This window comes from Nitritalea sp., from assembly GCF_054166705.1.
Genome location: NZ_JBSZCV010000015.1, coordinates 177,392 through 194,918, shown reverse-complemented (window position 1 = coordinate 194,918; position 17,527 = coordinate 177,392). Strand labels below are relative to the sequence as shown.

Below are 17,527 nucleotides of genomic sequence, written 5' to 3'. Positions count from 1 at the left end.
AAGCGGAATGGCGTACCTTTAGCCTTTCGAATTTAAAACCGTTTTGCCCCATGAATGTCAGCCATCTGAGCGCGATTAGCTCCGTAGACGGTCGCTACGGCCCGAAAACTGCGGCCTTACGCGCCTATTTTTCTGAATTTGCACTCATAAAATACCGCGTGCATGTAGAAGTAGAGTATTTTATCGCCCTGTGTGCTTTGCCACTGCCACAGCTTGAAAGTGTGAACGCCGACGTTTTCCCTAAGCTTCGCCAGCTGGTTCGCGATTTTTCAGAAGAGCAGGCGGCTACGATAAAAGCCACCGAGGCCGTCACCAATCATGATGTGAAGGCGGTAGAATATTTCTTAAAAGACTATTTCGACCAGCTGGGACTGTCCGCCTATAAAGAGTTTATCCACTTCGGCCTGACTTCCCAAGACATTAACAATACGGCCACACCGCTCATGCTGAAAGAAGGCCTTGATGCTGTGCTCTATCCGATGCTTCAGGAAGTTCGGGAGCTCCTCACCAGCCGCAGCCAAGAATGGATGCAGATTCCTATGCTAGCGAAAACCCATGGGCAGCCCGCCTCCCCAACCACCCTGGGCAAAGAATTTCAGGTGTTCGTAGCACGCTTAGAAGAGCAGCTCGCCCTGCTGGCGCAAGTGCCCTATGGAGCGAAGTTCGGCGGAGCCACCGGAAACATGAATGCACATGTCATCGCCTATCCTGAAATCGACTGGCACACCTTCGCCAAAAGATTTGTAGAAGAGGAGCTCGGCCTAAAGCGCAGCTACCCGACCACGCAGATCGAGCACTATGATCACCTGGCCGCGCTCTTCGATGGACTGAAGCGTATCAATACGATTCTGAGCGACCTATCCAAGGACGTCTGGCAGTACGTAGCGATGAACTACTTCAAGCAAAAAATTAAGGCCGGCGAGGTGGGCTCCAGCGCCATGCCGCATAAAGTTAACCCGATTGACTTCGAAAATGCTGAAGGAAATCTCGGTATCGCCAATGCCCTTTTCGAGCACCTAGCGGCAAAGCTCCCCATTTCTCGTCTACAGCGCGACCTAACAGACAGTACCGTCCTACGCATCATCGGCGTACCGATCGCGCATACCCTTATATCTCTGGACTCCCTGAAAAAGGGATTGAATAAGTTAGAACTCAATCAGGCCGCCATAGATGCCGACCTAGAGGATAATTGGGCCGTGGTAGCGGAAGCCATCCAGACGATTTTGCGCCGGGAGGCGTACCCTTCCCCTTACGAAGCATTAAAAGCGCTGACGCGCAAAAATGAGAAGATCACCCAGCAGACCCTGCATGCCTTTATCGACACTTTGGCTGTGACAGATACGCTTAAAGCAGAGCTAAAGGCCATCAGTCCCTACAGCTACATCGGTCGACCCTAAGCGCGAGGTAAAAAAATCTCGGCCAACATGCAGCGGACACTTCCTCCTCCTAATCGCTCGATGGTAGGGATTTCGGGAATGAGGAGTCCGCTGTGTTTTTCCAGCTGCCGCACTTGGCCAGGTTTCAAACTCTCGTAGGCTGTTCGAGACAAAACGGTATAGCGATCCCCTGAGCGTGAGATAAGTTCCAGCATGTTTCCAGCGAAAGCCTGCACCTGCTTGGGCTTAATCGGTAAAATGACCTTTCCCGATTCCTGAAGTAGCTGCAGCAGCTGATTTTGTTCTGACTTATTCGGTAAGGTATCTAAGGCCACCACGGCTACATGTTTTCCGACATGCATCATCACATTTGTGTGGTAAATGGGATAGCTTTTGCCTTCCAGCTCCTGCACCGAATGAAAGAGGGTGTAGGGAGCCCCCAGCAGTTCGCTTAAATAGCGCAGCGGTACCTCATGGGTGCGCTCAGAGTGACAGGCGTAAATCCGATGGGCAGCACGATCCATGACGATACTGCCCGTACCCTCTAAAAACTGCCCACTTTCTTCGAAAAAACTCAAGTCGATCACCTCCTCCACACGGAATCCCGCCTGAATCAAATATTCGATGCAGTCGAGTCTCCGCTCCAGCCTCCTCGTAGGAGCGAACATAGGATATAAGATGACGCGCCCATCCGCATGCGTGCTGAACCAGTTGTTCGGAAACACGGCATCCGTCTTTATGGGATGCGGTGTATCGGCCAGTTGCAAGACCTGAATATCTACGGCTTCCAGCTGCTGCACGAAGGCATCGAATTCTGCACGCGCCAGTGCCGCGATGGTCTCTGCCGACCGCGAATCGAGCTGCTGGTACTTGTTATCCAAGGCCGTCTGAGGGTTGAACCCAAAATGCGCCGGCCGGATCATTAAAACGGTATCAGTTAGTGCTGGATGTTGCATCGTTTTTAGCTCGTGGTTAGGATTTCAGATGAAAAAAGGCGCTATCCCGAAAGATAGCGCCTGTTTACTTAGCTTCCAAGAGACCTATTCGGCCTTTTCTTTTTTCTCGATCGTGATGGTAAGACTTTCGCCCTCTCCGGTGTAATCGGCACGGATCACATCCCCTTCGGATAGCTCACCCTTTAAAATTTCCTCAGCGAGCGCATCTTCGAGGTATTTTTGGATGGCCCGATTCAGCGGACGAGCACCGTACTGCTGGTCGTACCCCTTTTCTGAAAGGAAATCTTTCGCGGCATCTGTAAGTTCGATTTGATAACCCATATCGGTGATTCTTCCAAACAGCTTTTTCAAGCTGATGTCTATAATCTGGTGGATATGCCCCTTATTCAGAGAGTTAAAGACCACTACATCATCGAGACGATTCAGGAATTCCGGTGAGAAGGCCTTTTTCAGCGCATTTTGGATAGTAGATTTCATCACCTCATCCATATTTTCCTGTTTCGCCTTCGGCGCAAAACCGATACCTGCTCCGAAGTCTTTTAGATCACGTACACCGATATTCGAGGTCATGATGATGATGGTGTTTCGGAAATCTACCCGTCGACCAAGGCCATCGGTGAGAATACCGTCATCTAACACTTGCAGGAGGATGTTGAATACATCGGGATGGGCTTTCTCGATTTCATCTAGAAGAACTACCGAATAAGGCTTTCTTCTGACTTTTTCTGTCAGCTGCCCTCCTTCTTCATAGCCCACATACCCTGGAGGCGCTCCCACGAGGCGGGATACCGAGAATTTCTCCATGTACTCCGACATGTCGATACGTACGAGAGTGTCTTCTTTATCGAAAAGATAGGTAGCGAGTTTTTTGGCTAACTCCGTCTTACCTACCCCTGTCGGGCCCAGGAAAATAAAGGAACCGATGGGCTTCTTCGGATCCTTCAACCCTACCCGCGTTCTTTGGATGGCTTTCGTTAATTTCTTGATTGCCTCATCTTGACCGACTACAGAACCTTTAAGTTCTTCAGGCATATTCAATAATTTGGCACCTTCATTTTGAGCGATACGCTTGGCGGGTACACCCGTCATCATAGCGATCACTTCTGCCACATTATCCTCCTCTACGCTGTAGCGCTTCGTTTTACTTTCTTCTTCCCACTGCTGCTTGGCTCTTTCGAGCTGCTCGAGAAGTTTTTTCTCCTTATCGCGTAGCTGGGCAGCCTCTTCATACTTTTGGCTCTTCACCACGCGATTTTTTTCTACCTTAATTTCTTCCACTTCCTCTTCTAACTTGAGGATATTTTCCGGCACGGTGATGTTGTTAATATGCACACGCGCTCCAGCCTCATCGAGAATATCGATCGCTTTGTCGGGAAGGAAGCGGTCCGAGATGTAACGATCGGATAGGGTCACGCAAGCCTGAAGAGCTTCTGGTGTATAAACCACGTGGTGGTGATCCTCATACTTATCCTTGATGTTGTTCAAGATTTGTAGCGTTTCTTCTGGAGTGGTAGCATCTACCATTACCATTTGGAAACGACGCGCCAGTGCACCATCCTTTTCGATGTATTGTCTGTATTCGTCTAAGGTAGTGGCCCCTATGCATTGGATTTCGCCACGCGCGAGGGCCGGCTTGAACATATTAGAGGCATCTAAAGAGCCACTAGCACCACCTGCTCCCACGATAGTATGTAACTCATCGATAAAGAGAATAACATTAGGGGATTTTTCCAGCTCATTCATGACCGCCTTCATACGCTCCTCGAACTGTCCACGGTATTTAGTGCCCGCCACGAGAGAAGCCAGATCTAAGGTCACCACCCGCTTGTTGAACAGCACACGAGAGACCTTTTTCTGCACGATGCGTAGGGCTAAGCCTTCGGCAATGGCCGTTTTACCTACACCTGGCTCTCCGATTAGGATGGGGTTGTTTTTCTTTCTTCTGGAAAGAATTTGCGCCACGCGCTCAATTTCTTTTTCTCGGCCAATAATAGGATCTAACTTATCCTCTTCGGCCATTTTCGTCAGGTCGCGACCGAAATTATCTAATACCGGTGTACGTGACTTTTCATTAGAGGCTTTGGAACTTCCCGAAGAACCGCTACCCGATGAACCGAACATTTTCGCACTATCCTCATCCGGATCGTCTGCTTCTGCTCTGTTCCTTGCGTTTGAATCTGTTTGAAATTCCAGCATTTCTTTTACTGCGTCGTAAGTGGTGTCGAATTTGTGTAAGATCTGAGTGGCGATATTATCCTCATCACGAAGGATAGAGAGCAGTAAATGCTCGGTGCCGATCAGTTGACTTTTAAAGATTTTAGCTTCTAAATAGGTAATCTTAAGCACCTTTTCAGACTGCCTTGTAAGCGGGATATTGGCGAGATTTTTAACATTATGGGTTGCAGTTCCTTTTACGGCTCTTTCTACTGCATTCCGTAGCTCATCTAAAGGAACTCCTAATTTCTTTAGAATGGAAACAGCCACGCCTTCACCTTCGCGAATCATCCCTAGCAAGAGGTGCTCAGTGCCGATATAATCGTGCCCTAAGCGCAGAGCCTCCTCGCGACTAAGCGAGATCACCTCTTTGACTCTATTTGAAAATTTTGCTTCCATTTCTATCCTTTCTCTTTTACTAAATCTTTCCTAATAATATGGATTATGTATGAAAAACACAATCCCATTAACGTTTGTTCACTATTTTTTTTCGGCTTCTCCTCAGAATGTCCGAAGCCTCGGGTCCCGTACAAAACAATAAGTCGATGATACTCAAGTTCGGTATGAACCCCGATCCGAAAACTTGTCTGTAGGGTACGGGATGAAATTCTTGGTCCTTTTTGGTCGCTCCTTTTGCTTGAACCAAGCCCTGTAAGTCCACAGCACGCAAATCTTCAGCCACTCCTTCCATGGCCACCACTGCGCAGGGTAACTGCAGCATTTTAAGACAAGCTGTCAGCAAGTCCCTGTTTAAATCCAGCAAATATGTCCGATTCTGTTCGAAGACTTTTTCTAACTCTGGATAAAAATATTCGAAGAAAGGTGCTTTGCCGTAGGCTGACTGAATAGAACGCAGATGATTCGCTTTCCAGCGCTGGTTATAATCGATCTGCACCGATGCGTAGGGAGCGAATACGAAGGGCACTTTCACGGGCACGGTTAGCCGCTCCACCTTATTGGCGAGAAGTATCTGACAGCGATTGCGATAGGTCTGCTTTCGATACGGTGCCAGCGTATCCACATATACGCAAGAAGTATCCAGAAGGGTACTAAAATAGGCGACATTTGGAAGATAAAAGAGATCATGCAGGACAGCATGTGTGGCAGCATTTTCGTTCATGCCGCAAGTTTAGAGGATATCCTCTAAAGTACCTAAGCCCTGCCGTAAAACTTCGATCTCTGGGCCGGAGCAGTCGATGATGGTAGAAGCCACGTTTTTGCCATAGCCGCCATCGATAACGACATCGACGAGATTTTGATACTTTTCGTAAATCAGTTCTGGGTCTGTGCTGTACTCGATCACCTCATCTTCATCGTGAATAGAAGTAGTTAAGATCGGCGCACCCAGCTCCTTTACCAGCAGGCGTGGGATCGAATGATCGGGCACCCGTATCCCTACCGTCTTTTTCTTGCTGTTCAGCAGTTTAGGAACCTGATTGTTCGCTTCTAAAATAAAAGTGAAGGGACCTGGAAGGCCTTTCTTCATCATCTTAAATACAGGTGTGCTTAGGGCACGCGTGTAATCAGCGATGTTACTGAGGTCGTAGCAAATAAAAGAAAAGTGATGCTTTTTCGGATTGATGCCCTTCAGCTGCGCGATCCGTTCTACTGCTTTTTGGTTATGGATATCACAACCCATCCCATAAACGGTATCGGTCGGATAGATAATCACCCCACCATCGCGCAGAATCCTGACGATCTGATCGATTTTCCGCTGGTCCGGATTTTCTGGATATAGTTTGATAAATTGTGCCGTCATAATGCGTGTATTTTCACTAAAAACACGAAGCAGACCTTATCGGTTCGAAGCATCGAGCAGTTCACGTACCTGCTTCACCACCGGCAAGTCCGCATCTACCCAATTTAAATTATTCAAAAGTTCTACTTTCACCCAGCGAATCTGCCGATGTTCTTTTACGATAAGCTGCCCCTTATCTTTTAGGCATACAAAAGGGTGAAGCTTCACCATTGGCCCATCCACATACGCGTGTACCACAGATTTTAAAGCAGTTATCACCTTAACGGTAATGTTTAACTCCTCTAAAAGCTCGCGCTTTAACGCCTCTTCTGCACTCTCTCCCTCCTCAATTTTGCCGCCCGGAAACTCCCATTTCAGCGCATGCGCTTGTCCATGATTGCGCTGTGCGCAAAGAACAAATCCATCGGAAAGAACTACTCCACAACTGACGGGTATCATGTTATCTGTTTTAAGTGATACGTACTATGTTAAAAAACCGTACTTTTGTTATTAGGAAAAAAGCCCTCTACCAAATTATGTTTGAAGATAAGAAAATTCGTTGGTATCTAATAATTATCATTACATTTTCTGTTTTAACGATTTCATTAACATTTTACTTCTACCAGGCCTTCTTCAGTCCGAACAGCCTCATAGACAAAGATAGCCCTGTTTTCGTGGAAATTTATCCAGAAACTGACTTCCAGGAATTGGCAAAAAATCTTTACGAGAAGGAAATAATTCATGATCTCTTAACCTTTAGCTTCGTGGCCAAGCTCATGAACTATCAGGAAGCGGTGCGCTCAGGGCGCTATGAGATACGCCCCCGCATGAGTAATGTACAACTGGTACGCCTGCTGCGCTCGGGTGCCCAGACACCCGTTCGACTCACTTTTACAGCTGTCCGCACAAAAGAAGACCTGGCAGAAAAACTCGCTACCCCACTGTTTTTCGAAAAAGAGGACATGATGCGCCTGCTGGAAGATGATGCCTATATCGCCAAGTTCGGCGTTGACAGCAGCACCGTGGTATCGCTCTTTATCCCGAATACCTACGAAGTGTATTGGAACACACGGCCAGAAACCCTTTTCGATCGCATGTATCAGGAGTATAAACGCTTCTGGAACGAAAACCGAACGGCGAAAGCGGCAGCCCTCGACCTCAGCCCACTAGAAGTCAGCACACTGGCAGCCATCGTACAGGCAGAGACCGTTAAAGCCGACGAAAGACCCCGCGTGGCAGGCGTGTACCTTAACCGACTTCGGATCGGGATGCCCCTACAGGCAGACCCTACACTGGTCTTTGCCAGCGGCGACTTTAGCCTCCGCCGGGTGCTTCAGGTGCATAAAGAAATCGACAGTCCTTATAACACCTACAAGTATGCCGGACTTCCCCCCGGACCGATTAATGTGCCGGAGATCTCTGCCATAGAGGCCGTGCTAAACCCAGAATCCCACGATTATTTGTATTTTTGTGCCAAAGATGATTTTTCAGGCTACCATGCTTTCGCCAAAACACTTAACGAGCACCTGGTAAATGCCCGCCGCTATCAGGCCGCCCTGAACCGAGCTAAAATATACCAATAATGTTTACCGGAGAAACAACCTTACGCGTGCGCTACGCCGAAACCGACCAGATGGGCTACGTGTATTATGGAAATTATGCCATGTACTTCGAGGTCGGACGTGTAGAAGCCCTGCGCCAAATCGGTTTTTCATATAAAGAAATGGAAGCCGCCGGGATCATGATGCCCGTACTAGAACAACATACCCGCTACCGCAAACCTGGACGCTACGACGCACTGCTGACCATAAAAGTACGCATTCCTGAAATGCCAGGCGTGAAAATCCGCTTCGAATACGAAGTCTTCGACGAGGAGGGCCAGTGCATCACAGAAGGGTATACCCTGCTGACCTTTACCCGTACAGACACCCATCGCCCCTGCCGCCCCCCACAGGATCTCCTTGCTCTACTCCGACCTTATTTCCCTGATAATGAGGCTTAAAATCTTTTATAGGCTTTGTGTATGGAGGTTGTACCGCTACGGAAAAAAACTGCGTCACCTGCACTTCGGAAACCCCGACCAAAACCTCTACGACGTATCCAAAATTTTTATCGCTCAGCTGCAGAAAGACGAGCTGCTCGAAAAAGCCGAAGCAATGGCCTTTAGCTTCACGATCGCTATGTTTCCACTACTTCTATTTCTGCTAAACATCATCCCCTACATCGACTTTTTTTCTGAGGAGTTAAACACAGAGAACATCCTGCTCTTCATCGAAGGGTTCATCCCTGAAGCCATTTACAAAGAAGCAGAAGGCACCATCGAAGACATCGTCTCAAGGCCTCGGCAGTCCCTACTCTCGCTGGGCTTTTTTTTGGCACTTTTCTTATCCACAAATGGCGTCATGTCCATGATAAACGCTTTTAATGCGGTCTACAAAACACGCGAAAACCGCTCCTATCTGAAGACCCGCTTTATCGCCGTCAGCATCATCGTGGCCCTCGTGTTCACCATCGCCGGCGCCTCGCTGATTATGCTCCTCGGCAGCAAAGCGCTCTACGAAATCTCTAAACTCGATTTTGTGAGCACGAACGTCTACGTCTTTCTACTCGGAGTCCTGCGCTTCCTCGTGCTCCTCATCGTCTTCACCACTTCCGTCGCTTTTATCTTCCGCGTAGCCCCCGCCGTTCACGACAAATGGAAATTTTTCTCCCCAGGCAGCCTTACTGCTGGCTTCCTTATCACCATCGCCTTCTACTTTTTTAGCTATTATCTGAATAATTTTGCTGCCTACAACAAGCTCTACGGCTCCATCGGCGCTATGGTGGCCGTCATGCTTTGGCTTTTTATCACCAGCTTGATCTTGCTCATCGCCTTCGAAGTAAATGTAAGCCTCGATAAGGCGAAGAAAAAAGGACAGGTACGCCGGGCCAGGACCCAAAAAAGTCAGAAGGATAAACCCTGATCCAGCATGCCGCATCAGGGTTTTTGGCAGTTCTCCTAAAGACATGAAGGCCTGCATAGCAGCACGTTTTATGAAATAGACACGCGCATCTCCTCAGTGAACAGCGACCACACCAGCTCTTCCTACTCCATAGCTATACGCCTGATCTTCCAGCGCGCCTTTACATAGCCCCAAAGTATCTTGGGGCTTAGCCTTTTTTTCCGCGCTGTGCCTCCATCATGTCCCACATCTCCGTCGGAATCAGGTCGAGATTATTAAACTCGCCCGCTCCCTTCAGCCATTCTCCTCCATCGATGGTGATAACCTCTCCATTGACATAAGCAGAGAAATCCGACACTAAATAGGCCGCTAAATTAGCGAGCTCCTGATGCTCTCCCACGCGCCCCACAGGCACCTTTTTCGCTGGATCAAACTTCTTCACCAGATCGCCCGGCAACAAACGACTCCAGGCACCCTCTGTCGGAAATGGCCCCGGTGCGATAGCATTCGAGCGGATACCATACTTGGCCCACTCCACCGCCAGCGAGCGCGTCATAGCCAGTACCCCCGCTTTGGCAGCAGCACTCGGCACCACATAGCCCGATCCCGTCCAAGCATATGTTGTCACGATATTTAAAAAAGTCCCCGGACGCTTCTTCTGAATCCAATCTTTTCCGACCGTCAGCGTCACATGCGAAGTACCTTTTAACACGATATCCAATACGGTATTAAAGGCATTCGTGGACAACCGCTCTGTCGGGCTGATGAAATTCCCCGCGGCATTATTCAGCACCACATCGATGTCGCCCACCGCCGCCACAGCATCTGCATACATGCGCTCCACCGCCTCCGCATCGCGCACATCACAGGCCAGCGCTAAGACCTTTCCACCGGTTTCCTGCTCCATTTCTGTGGCGGCCTGCTGGAGCACATCCAACTTACGGCTCGTAATGATCACCGTGGCACCTAGGTGCAAAAAATAGGTACTCATCGATCGTCCTAAGCCAGTCCCACCCCCGGTCACCAAAATATTTTTGCCCTTTAAAGCATCTGCTTTCAGCATTCCTTCATTGAATTTCATCTATTTTTACGTTTAAATTAGAATATGTACCTTCCAGCTGTAAAAGCTACGGATAATTTAAATAGAAAATGCGTAAATCAAAGCCCATACAAGCGTTTCCGCACTTCTTTTTAGGAAACGCATGGATAGCTATAGGGTTTTCTCTCTTTTTCCTCTCCTGCGACCTAGAAACCCCCCGCGCCCTGGAAACCAACTTGCTGCTGGAGGCCGAAGAGCTCGTACGAATCGAAAGAACACTCGCGGAAAGCACCTTTCTGGGGGTTTTACCCTGGGAAACGTACTCGGAAACCGATTGGCCTCCCCTTCCCGGCTGTCCCAGCATCACCGTGCTCGGTGACACGCTGACCCTTACTTTTATAGGCCCACGGGAAGAGGGACCGGAAAACTGTGAAAGACTTCTAAACCGCGGTGGAACATTACGCATCGTGCTCGGCCAGCGGGACGGAAAGGCCCTGACACGGATCGAATATGACAACTATTTAGTGCGCACCGTTCAAGTAAACGGCGTACGAGAATTTCTACATGTGGAGCAGAATATTTTCGAAGAAACTAGCCCTGCCCCACTTCGCCTGACCTACCCTTCTGGCAGTAGTGCACGCATCAGTATCCAAGCACAGCACGAACGGATAGAGGATGTCAATGGAGCTCCCCTTTTACGTAGTACGGTGACCCGTTCGGGTCAAAACCAAACGGGAAGGAGTCTTCTCATTAGCAGTATACGCCCCACCGAACGTCTGCTCAGCTGCTGGGAGCAGGACCGCATTAGCATGCGCGTAGGGGAAAGTAGTGCCCGTATCGGAAGGGCAGCTGGTATGGAGGTCCGCCACACCATTACATTTGGCCAAGAAGTGGCCTGCACTAGCTTCGCTGATGTCACCTTAGAAGATGGCCGCCTCGTACGCATCAATTTCACCGAGGATTGAAAAACAAAAAGCTACCCTAATCGCTTCGGGTAGCTTTTCTTATCCATAAATTTCCACTAGAGTGGACTTCAAAACTTAATAACGGTAATATTCTGGCTTAAATGGACCCTCTGGAGTGACTCCGATGTACTCGGCCTGATCCTCGGATAGGGTATCCAATTCCACACCTAATTTTAACAGATGCAGGGCCGCCACCTTTTCATCTAAATGCTTCGGAAGCACGTATACTCCCGGTTCGTATTTATCCGTGTTGGTCCACAGTTCAAGCTGCGCTAAAGTCTGATTGGTAAAGGAATTTGACATCACGAAAGAAGGGTGCCCCGTAGCACAGCCTAAGTTCACCAGACGGCCTTCAGCCAAAACAATAATGTCCTTGCCCTCCACATGATACAGATCCACCTGTGGCTTGATTACATCTTTCGTATGACCGTAGTTTTTATTTAACCACGCCATATCGATTTCATTATCGAAGTGGCCGATGTTACACACGATCGCCTTATCTTTCATGGCCAGGAAGTGCTCCCCACGGATGATATCTTTATTTCCTGTCGCCGTAACCACGATGTCTGCTTCTTTAACCGCATCCACCATCTTCTTCACAGCGAAACCGTCCATCGCGGCCTGCAGCGCACAGATAGGATCGATTTCAGTCACGATCACACGCGCACCTGCTCCACGTAAAGAAGCAGCAGAACCCTTCCCTACGTCACCATAACCCGCAACTACCGCTACCTTACCTGCCATCATCACATCCGTAGCGCGACGAATCGCATCCACTAAAGACTCCTTACAGCCGTACTTGTTATCGAACTTTGATTTCGTTACCGAATCGTTTACATTAATCGCAGGCATCGGGAGGGTTCCCTTCTTCATGCGCTCATAAAGGCGATGCACACCGGTAGTAGTTTCCTCCGAAAGTCCTTTTATTCCCGCCACTAACTCCGGATACTGATCCAGTACCATATTTGTCAGGTCACCTCCATCATCTAAAATCATGTTTAAGGGCGCGCGCTCCTCGCCGAAGAAAAGTGTCTGTTCGATGCACCAGTCGAACTCTTCCGCCGTCATGCCTTTCCATGCGTAAACAGAAATTCCTGCCTCTGCGATGGCTGCTGCGGCATGATCCTGGGTAGAGAAAATATTACAAGAAGACCAGGTCACTTCCGCTCCCAAGGCCACTAACGTTTCGATTAAGACAGCCGTCTGAACTGTCATATGCAAACAGCCCGCGATACGTGCCCCCTTCAGAGGCTGTGAAGCACCGAATTCCTCGCGTAAGGCCATCAATCCCGGCATCTCTGCCTCCGCTAATCTAATTTCTTTTCTTCCCCAGGCAGCAAGGGAGATATCTTTCACCTTGTAAGGGATAAACTTGGCCGCTTTCGTTTCAGACATAAATAAAGTATTCTGTTTTAAGTAATTAATTACACGTAAAGATAAATAAAATTTGGCCTTTAGCTGTAAAGGTCCAGAAATTTAACCTCTTTAAAGGCATATTGGTTTCTTTCTCCCGACCTTTTTTCGAGCACCAGGTGCCCGCTGGGCAAAACATCCACCATCCGTGCCTCGAAGACCTCTTCCGCCTCATAGCGTCTCCAGGTTTCCATCCCATAGAGGGCTAGCTTATAATGTTCCTGAATGTCGGCAAAGACTTGCTTTTTCAACTTCAGATAATGCTGCTCGATGCGTTTCACCAGCTGCTCCAGCAGCAGGGCACTGTCTGTCCCCTGCCCGGTTAGCAGGGCTAAAGAAGTGGCTGTCTTGTTTTCAAATTTTCTTTGGTTTAAATTTAGGCCGATTCCGATGATACTGTAGCTTAACTTTTGTCCAAAAAGGATGTTCTCAATGAGGATTCCGCCAAGTTTCCCACTTTCCGGGTGGATGATATCGTTCGGCCACTTGATACGTATCTCAGGATCGAAAGCATTAAGCACCGTCATAACAGCGAAAGAAACCGCCATGTTCAGCTTAAACTGTTCATGAGGAGGCAAAAAATGAGGCTCTACCACCAGAGAAAAGGTTAAGTTAAGCCCGGGCTGACCCTCCCAAGTGTTTCCTCGCTGCCCCCTCCCCTTACTTTGATAGTCGGTCACCACGAGCAGCCCTTCGCGCGCCTCCTGCGCACGAATCCGTTCTAGCGCGACATCGTTGGTGGAGTGACACTCTGTCAGGTAAAGAAGTTCTTTACCTAAAAAAAGTGTATTGGCAAGGATTTTATACTGCATAAAAGAAGTTATAGTGATAGGCGTCGGGAATTTGCATACAAAGATAATAGATTCTACCCGAATGCCGGTTGAAACCTGATATATGACCGCAGAAGAACTAAGTAACATAATTGTACAAGGCATGGAGGATAAAAAAGCCTCCGACATCATCATCATGGACCTAAGAGATATCACCCATACGGTGACCGATTTTTTTGTCCTTTGCTCTGGAAATTCAGATACCCAAGTAGAAGCCATTGCCGATGCCGTGGAAGAAGCCGTCTGGAAAGCCAACCAAGAACATCCCTGGAAAAGTGAAGGGAAAACCCACAAGCAATGGGTACTGATCGATTATGTGAATGTCGTGGCGCATGTTTTCTTAAAAGAACGTAGAAATTTTTACGGTTTAGAAGACCTCTGGGGCGATGCCAAAATTATACGAGTTGCCGAAAGCCGGTGAACTTTCACCTAGCTGAAACGTTAAAGAAAAAGTTTATAGCATTAATAAATGAGCGATGAGCGATAAAAGTAAAAAGAAATTTGCACCAAAACCTCCACAAAAACCAAACTTTCAGTTATATCTGATCATAGCAGCTGTTTTGGTACTGGTGGGCGTGACCTGGTTCAATAGCTCGAACCGTGTAGTGGACATCACCCTACGCAAGTTTGAAGACATGTACCGCGCTGGTGATGTGTCAAAAGTGGTCGTTATCTACAACCAAAACGTGGTGGAGGTCACCCTCTCAGGAGAAGCTCTTGAAAAAAATCGCTATCGTGATGAGCTGGAACGAAACTCCCTCGTGTTTAACCCTGCAGGGCCACATTATAGCTTTAAAGTAGCCTCGGTAGATAAGTTTATCGAAAATTTCGAAAAAATGGAGGACGAAGCTCCAGAAGATAGAAGAATCGGGCATACGGCGAAAACGCAGGAATCCTGGGGCAACTATTTCGGAAGCTTTGGCTTTCTCATCCTACTTTTCTTCCTTTTCTGGTTCATGATGCGCCGCATGGCGGGTCCTAGCGGCCCAGGAGGGCAGATTTTTAACGTAGGAAAATCAAAAGCACAACTTTTCGACGCGGAAAACAAAGTAAAAATTACCTTCGATAATGTCGCTGGACTGGATGAGGCTAAGGAGGAAGTACAAGAAATCGTAGAATTCTTGAAAAACCCTTCCAAATTCACCAAACTAGGGGGTAAAATACCGAAAGGTGCATTGCTGGTAGGCCCTCCTGGAACAGGTAAAACCTTACTCGCGAAAGCAGTGGCCGGAGAAGCAGGGGTGCCATTCTTTACCCTTTCAGGCTCAGATTTCGTGGAAATGTTCGTAGGGGTAGGCGCCGCACGTGTACGTGACCTCTTTAAACAAGCGAAAGAAAAAGCTCCCTGTATCATCTTTATCGATGAGATCGACGCCATCGGCCGCTCCCGCGGCAAAGGACAGATGCCGGGAGGCTCAAATGATGAACGCGAAAATACGCTGAACTCCCTTCTTGTAGAAATGGATGGCTTCGGCACTGACTCAGGCGTGATCGTACTGGCCGCCACAAACAGGCCCGATGTCTTAGACAGCGCCCTACTACGTGCGGGTCGTTTCGACCGACAGATTTCTGTGGACAAACCCGATATCATCGGTAGAGAGGCCATCTTCCGTGTGCATCTCAAGCCAATCAAAACCGCTGAAGATGTAGAAGCGAAAAAATTAGCCGCCCAAACACCTGGTTTTGCAGGCGCTGAAATTGCGAATATTTGTAACGAAGCAGCACTTATCGCTGCGAGAAGAAATAAGGCCGCAGTAGATGCTCAAGACTTCCAAGACGCCATTGACCGCGTCATCGGAGGACTGGAAAAGAAAAATAAGATCATCTCTCCAGACGAAAAGAAAATCGTCGCCTACCATGAGGCCGGCCATGCTGTAGCAGGTTGGTTCTTAGAGCATGCCGACCCTTTGGTAAAGGTGAGCATCGTGCCACGTGGGGTGGCGGCTTTGGGCTACGCCCAATACCTCCCACGCGAGCAGTTCCTCTACCAAACAGAACAGCTTATGGATGAGATGTGCATGACACTCGGTGGTCGCGCGGCTGAGGAGCTCATCTTCGGTAAGATCTCAACCGGTGCACTTTCTGACCTGGAGCGTGTTACGAAGATGGCCTACTCCATCGTAAGTGTGTATGGGATGAATGATAAAATCGGAAACGTGTCCTTCTACGACAGTAAAGGCTCCGAATACCGCATGCAGAAACCTTACTCCGATAAAACGGCCGAAACCATCGATGAAGAGGTGCGTAAGTTGATCACGCTATGCTATGAACGTACAAAAGTTCTCCTAAAGGAGCGTATGGAAGAGCTCGAAAAACTGGCGCAGGAGCTACTTAAAAAGGAAATCCTCTTCCAGACAGACTTGATCGCACTCATCGGTAAACGTCCTTTCGAAAAGGAAACAACCTACGAGGCCTTTACGAAAAAGGTGGATGAAAATGATCGTAAGCGGGAAGAAAAACAAGAGACGCCGCCTACCGCTACCGGTGAGTCCGATCCCACAAAAGAAGAAGAGGTAGAGGACAAAAAATAGCTTCGCCTTCTGCCTGAAAAATAAGCGTGGCGCGGAAACGGGATGTTTTCGCGCCATTTTTTTATTTACACAAGCCAAGTTCGGTAGCCGGCAGCTGAAAAACAGCATTTCCGTATAAAACGTGTATCTTTGCGGCCATGAAACTGATAATTCCTGAAGGAAAGCGGGTCTATTTCGCTTCAGACTTTCACTTAGGGGCACCTGATTTTTCGCAAAGTAAAACCCGCGAAGAGAAAATCTGTCGCTGGCTGGACCGCATTCAAGCCGACGCAGCAGCACTCTTTTTGGTAGGTGACATTTTTGACTTTTGGTTCGAATACAAGCATGTGGTGCCGAAAGGATTCATTCCCTTTCTGGGGAAACTGGCAGCGCTCAGGCAACAAGGATTACCCATTTACCTCTTTACCGGAAATCATGACCTCTGGATGCAAGACTATTTCCCTACCGAACTGGGCATTCCTGTTTTCCATCAGCCTCAGAGTATTTTCCTTAACGACACCAAACTGCTCATCGGGCATGGCGATGGCCTCGGACCGGGGGACAGCACCTATAAAATGCTGAAAAAAATCTTTACAAACCCCGCCTGTCGCTGGCTCTTCCGCTGGCTGCATCCTGATCTGGGCATGCAAATCGCCTTAAACTGGTCCTCGAACAGTCGTGCCTCAAATGCAGAGAAAAACGAAGATTATTTCCGCGGTCCTGATGAGTGGCTTTGGGCCTATGCCCGGCAGATCGAAGCACAGGAACACTTTAACTACTATGTTTTTGGCCATCGCCACCTGCCCTTAGATTTGCCCGTAGGGCAAAAAAGCCGTTACCTAAATCTCGGCGAGTGGATCAGGCAGTATACCTACGCTGTCTTCGAGGCGGGGAAGATCGAGCTTCAGGTTTTTGAAGCCAATACAGAGCTTATACGCCGCTAATAAAGGGGTTTGTTGTAGCATCAAGGAAACATCAAGGAAAAGGCCAGTGGGCAGATAAATCCATTCCGCAGCCTAGGAAATGCCTCCCCATACACCAAAAAAAGCAGCACACCAGATACGGCATGCTGCTTGTTTAGAAAAAGTGCCAGCACTTAGTCGATGGACACTAATTCAATATCGAAAATCAGGTCTTTGCCTGCCAGGGGGTGGTTGGCATCCAGAACGATCTGCTCCTCATCCACACTCACAACTACTACCGGCATCGGCTGTCCCTGAGGCCCTTGAAGCGATAACTGCATCCCGACTTCAGGCTTTATATTTTCAGGTACCTGATTAACTGGAACCGGCACCATCATGTCGTCACGACGCTCACCATACGCTTCAGCCGCAGGAATCGTAACTGTTTTTTCTTCTCCGATGGCCATACCTGTTACCGCCACATCAAAGCCCTTGATCATATTTCCATCACCAAGTGTGAACGCTAAAGGCTCACGCTCCCGAGAGGTATCGAAGACAGTACCGTCCTCTAATTTCCCTGTATAATGTACTTGGACTTTGTTTCCGCTAATTGCTAAAGACATACGTAATACTATTTTTTAT

The 17,527-nt window shown here is 48.5% G+C and carries 17 protein-coding genes; 8 read left to right on the top strand and 9 right to left on the bottom strand.

The window, feature by feature from the left end:
* Positions 1-50: 50 nt before the first annotated feature.
* Positions 51-1,397, top strand: a complete 1,347-nt coding sequence (purB, locus tag ACXIT9_RS10770; protein WP_458056235.1) for an adenylosuccinate lyase — start codon at positions 51-53, stop codon at positions 1,395-1,397.
* On the opposite strand, the gene ctlX is transcribed toward purB, so the two are convergent.
* From ctlX to ACXIT9_RS10745, 5 genes are all read right to left on the bottom strand, one after another.
* Positions 1,394-2,332 (bottom strand): citrulline utilization hydrolase CtlX, encoded by a 939-nt coding sequence (ctlX, locus tag ACXIT9_RS10765; RefSeq protein WP_458056234.1) that lies wholly within the window; start codon positions 2,330-2,332, stop codon positions 1,394-1,396. The genes purB and ctlX overlap by 4 nt on opposite strands.
* An 84-nt stretch (positions 2,333-2,416) precedes the next feature.
* Complete coding sequence (locus tag ACXIT9_RS10760; protein WP_458056233.1) at positions 2,417-4,945, bottom strand: ATP-dependent Clp protease ATP-binding subunit; 2,529 nt, start codon at positions 4,943-4,945, stop codon at positions 2,417-2,419.
* Between the two features lie 67 nt (positions 4,946-5,012).
* Positions 5,013-5,666, bottom strand: a complete 654-nt coding sequence (locus ACXIT9_RS10755) for a WbqC family protein (RefSeq protein ID WP_458056232.1) — start codon at positions 5,664-5,666, stop codon at positions 5,013-5,015.
* 9 nt (positions 5,667-5,675) lie between these two features.
* Complete coding sequence (locus ACXIT9_RS10750; RefSeq protein WP_458056231.1) at positions 5,676-6,305, bottom strand: L-threonylcarbamoyladenylate synthase; 630 nt, start codon at positions 6,303-6,305, stop codon at positions 5,676-5,678.
* Positions 6,306-6,341: 36 nt separating this feature from the next.
* Positions 6,342-6,743, bottom strand: coding sequence for a (deoxy)nucleoside triphosphate pyrophosphohydrolase (locus ACXIT9_RS10745; RefSeq protein ID WP_458056230.1), 402 nt, complete (start codon positions 6,741-6,743; stop codon positions 6,342-6,344).
* A 77-nt stretch (positions 6,744-6,820) separates the two neighbouring features.
* Between ACXIT9_RS10745 and mltG the strand changes: the two genes are divergently transcribed.
* From mltG to ACXIT9_RS10730, 3 genes are read left to right on the top strand one after another with little or no spacing between them, the layout of a single operon-like run.
* Positions 6,821-7,867, top strand: a complete 1,047-nt coding sequence (gene mltG / locus ACXIT9_RS10740) for an endolytic transglycosylase MltG (protein WP_458056229.1) — start codon at positions 6,821-6,823, stop codon at positions 7,865-7,867.
* Positions 7,867-8,286 (top strand): acyl-CoA thioesterase, encoded by a 420-nt coding sequence (locus tag ACXIT9_RS10735; RefSeq protein WP_009053642.1) that lies wholly within the window; start codon positions 7,867-7,869, stop codon positions 8,284-8,286. Before mltG ends, ACXIT9_RS10735 begins: the two co-directional genes overlap by 1 nt.
* Positions 8,276-9,247 (top strand): YihY/virulence factor BrkB family protein, encoded by a 972-nt coding sequence (locus ACXIT9_RS10730; protein WP_458056228.1) that lies wholly within the window; start codon positions 8,276-8,278, stop codon positions 9,245-9,247. Before ACXIT9_RS10735 ends, ACXIT9_RS10730 begins: the two co-directional genes overlap by 11 nt.
* Before the next feature lie 187 nt (positions 9,248-9,434).
* Here the strand turns inward: ACXIT9_RS10730 and ACXIT9_RS10725 are convergent, their stop codons facing one another.
* Positions 9,435-10,307: an SDR family oxidoreductase gene (locus tag ACXIT9_RS10725; protein WP_458056227.1), complete on the bottom strand. Its 873-nt coding sequence runs from the start codon at positions 10,305-10,307 to the stop codon at positions 9,435-9,437.
* Positions 10,308-10,375: 68 nt separating this feature from the next.
* On the opposite strand from ACXIT9_RS10725, the gene ACXIT9_RS10720 reads away from it, so the two are divergent.
* Positions 10,376-11,230, top strand: coding sequence for a hypothetical protein (locus ACXIT9_RS10720; RefSeq protein WP_458056226.1), 855 nt, complete (start codon positions 10,376-10,378; stop codon positions 11,228-11,230).
* A gap of 75 nt (positions 11,231-11,305) precedes the next feature.
* Here the strand turns inward: ACXIT9_RS10720 and ahcY are convergent, their stop codons facing one another.
* Positions 11,306-12,625 carry an adenosylhomocysteinase gene (ahcY, locus tag ACXIT9_RS10715; protein WP_458056225.1) on the bottom strand — a complete coding sequence of 440 codons (1,320 nt, stop codon included), beginning with the start codon at positions 12,623-12,625 and terminating at the stop codon, positions 11,306-11,308.
* 59 nt (positions 12,626-12,684) lie between these two features.
* A complete protein-coding gene (locus ACXIT9_RS10710) occupies positions 12,685-13,455 on the bottom strand; it encodes a biotin--[acetyl-CoA-carboxylase] ligase (RefSeq protein ID WP_458056224.1) in 771 nt (256 codons plus the stop codon).
* A gap of 82 nt (positions 13,456-13,537) precedes the next feature.
* Here ACXIT9_RS10710 and rsfS point away from each other — a divergent pair, with 82 nt between their 5' ends.
* The 3 genes from rsfS to ACXIT9_RS10695 all read left to right on the top strand — a co-directional run bounded on the left by rsfS (position 13,538) and on the right by ACXIT9_RS10695 (position 16,927).
* On the top strand, positions 13,538-13,894 hold the full coding sequence (rsfS, locus tag ACXIT9_RS10705) for a ribosome silencing factor (RefSeq protein ID WP_458056223.1): 357 nt from the start codon (positions 13,538-13,540) through the stop codon (positions 13,892-13,894).
* A gap of 55 nt (positions 13,895-13,949) precedes the next feature.
* Complete coding sequence (ftsH, locus tag ACXIT9_RS10700; protein ID WP_458056222.1) at positions 13,950-16,004, top strand: ATP-dependent zinc metalloprotease FtsH; 2,055 nt, start codon at positions 13,950-13,952, stop codon at positions 16,002-16,004.
* A gap of 137 nt (positions 16,005-16,141) precedes the next feature.
* The gene (locus ACXIT9_RS10695) at positions 16,142-16,927 is read left to right on the top strand and encodes a UDP-2,3-diacylglucosamine diphosphatase (RefSeq protein WP_458056221.1); all 786 of its coding nucleotides are present in this window, start codon (positions 16,142-16,144) and stop codon (positions 16,925-16,927) included.
* Between the two features lie 152 nt (positions 16,928-17,079).
* On the opposite strand, the gene ACXIT9_RS10690 is transcribed toward ACXIT9_RS10695, so the two are convergent.
* Positions 17,080-17,508: an FKBP-type peptidyl-prolyl cis-trans isomerase gene (locus tag ACXIT9_RS10690; protein WP_458056220.1), complete on the bottom strand. Its 429-nt coding sequence runs from the start codon at positions 17,506-17,508 to the stop codon at positions 17,080-17,082.
* Positions 17,509-17,527: the final 19 nt, after the last annotated feature.

Bases quoted from the DNA above. Each gene is read 5' to 3' on its own strand.
- purB (WP_458056235.1), top strand. From the start codon at position 51: ATGAATGTCAGCCATCTGAGCGCGATTAGCTCCGTAGACGGTCGCTAC.
- ctlX (WP_458056234.1), bottom strand. From the start codon at position 2,332: ATGCAACATCCAGCACTAACTGATACCGTTTTAATGATCCGGCCGGCG.
- ACXIT9_RS10760 (WP_458056233.1), bottom strand. From the start codon at position 4,945: ATGGAAGCAAAATTTTCAAATAGAGTCAAAGAGGTGATCTCGCTTAGT.
- ACXIT9_RS10755 (WP_458056232.1), bottom strand. From the start codon at position 5,666: ATGAACGAAAATGCTGCCACACATGCTGTCCTGCATGATCTCTTTTAT.
- ACXIT9_RS10750 (WP_458056231.1), bottom strand. From the start codon at position 6,305: ATGACGGCACAATTTATCAAACTATATCCAGAAAATCCGGACCAGCGG.
- ACXIT9_RS10745 (WP_458056230.1), bottom strand. From the start codon at position 6,743: ATGATACCCGTCAGTTGTGGAGTAGTTCTTTCCGATGGATTTGTTCTT.
- mltG (WP_458056229.1), top strand. From the start codon at position 6,821: ATGTTTGAAGATAAGAAAATTCGTTGGTATCTAATAATTATCATTACA.
- ACXIT9_RS10735 (WP_009053642.1), top strand. From the start codon at position 7,867: ATGTTTACCGGAGAAACAACCTTACGCGTGCGCTACGCCGAAACCGAC.
- ACXIT9_RS10730 (WP_458056228.1), top strand. From the start codon at position 8,276: ATGAGGCTTAAAATCTTTTATAGGCTTTGTGTATGGAGGTTGTACCGC.
- ACXIT9_RS10725 (WP_458056227.1), bottom strand. From the start codon at position 10,307: ATGAAATTCAATGAAGGAATGCTGAAAGCAGATGCTTTAAAGGGCAAA.
- ACXIT9_RS10720 (WP_458056226.1), top strand. From the start codon at position 10,376: ATGCGTAAATCAAAGCCCATACAAGCGTTTCCGCACTTCTTTTTAGGA.
- ahcY (WP_458056225.1), bottom strand. From the start codon at position 12,625: ATGTCTGAAACGAAAGCGGCCAAGTTTATCCCTTACAAGGTGAAAGAT.
- ACXIT9_RS10710 (WP_458056224.1), bottom strand. From the start codon at position 13,455: ATGCAGTATAAAATCCTTGCCAATACACTTTTTTTAGGTAAAGAACTT.
- rsfS (WP_458056223.1), top strand. From the start codon at position 13,538: ATGACCGCAGAAGAACTAAGTAACATAATTGTACAAGGCATGGAGGAT.
- ftsH (WP_458056222.1), top strand. From the start codon at position 13,950: ATGAGCGATAAAAGTAAAAAGAAATTTGCACCAAAACCTCCACAAAAA.
- ACXIT9_RS10695 (WP_458056221.1), top strand. From the start codon at position 16,142: ATGAAACTGATAATTCCTGAAGGAAAGCGGGTCTATTTCGCTTCAGAC.
- ACXIT9_RS10690 (WP_458056220.1), bottom strand. From the start codon at position 17,508: ATGTCTTTAGCAATTAGCGGAAACAAAGTCCAAGTACATTATACAGGG.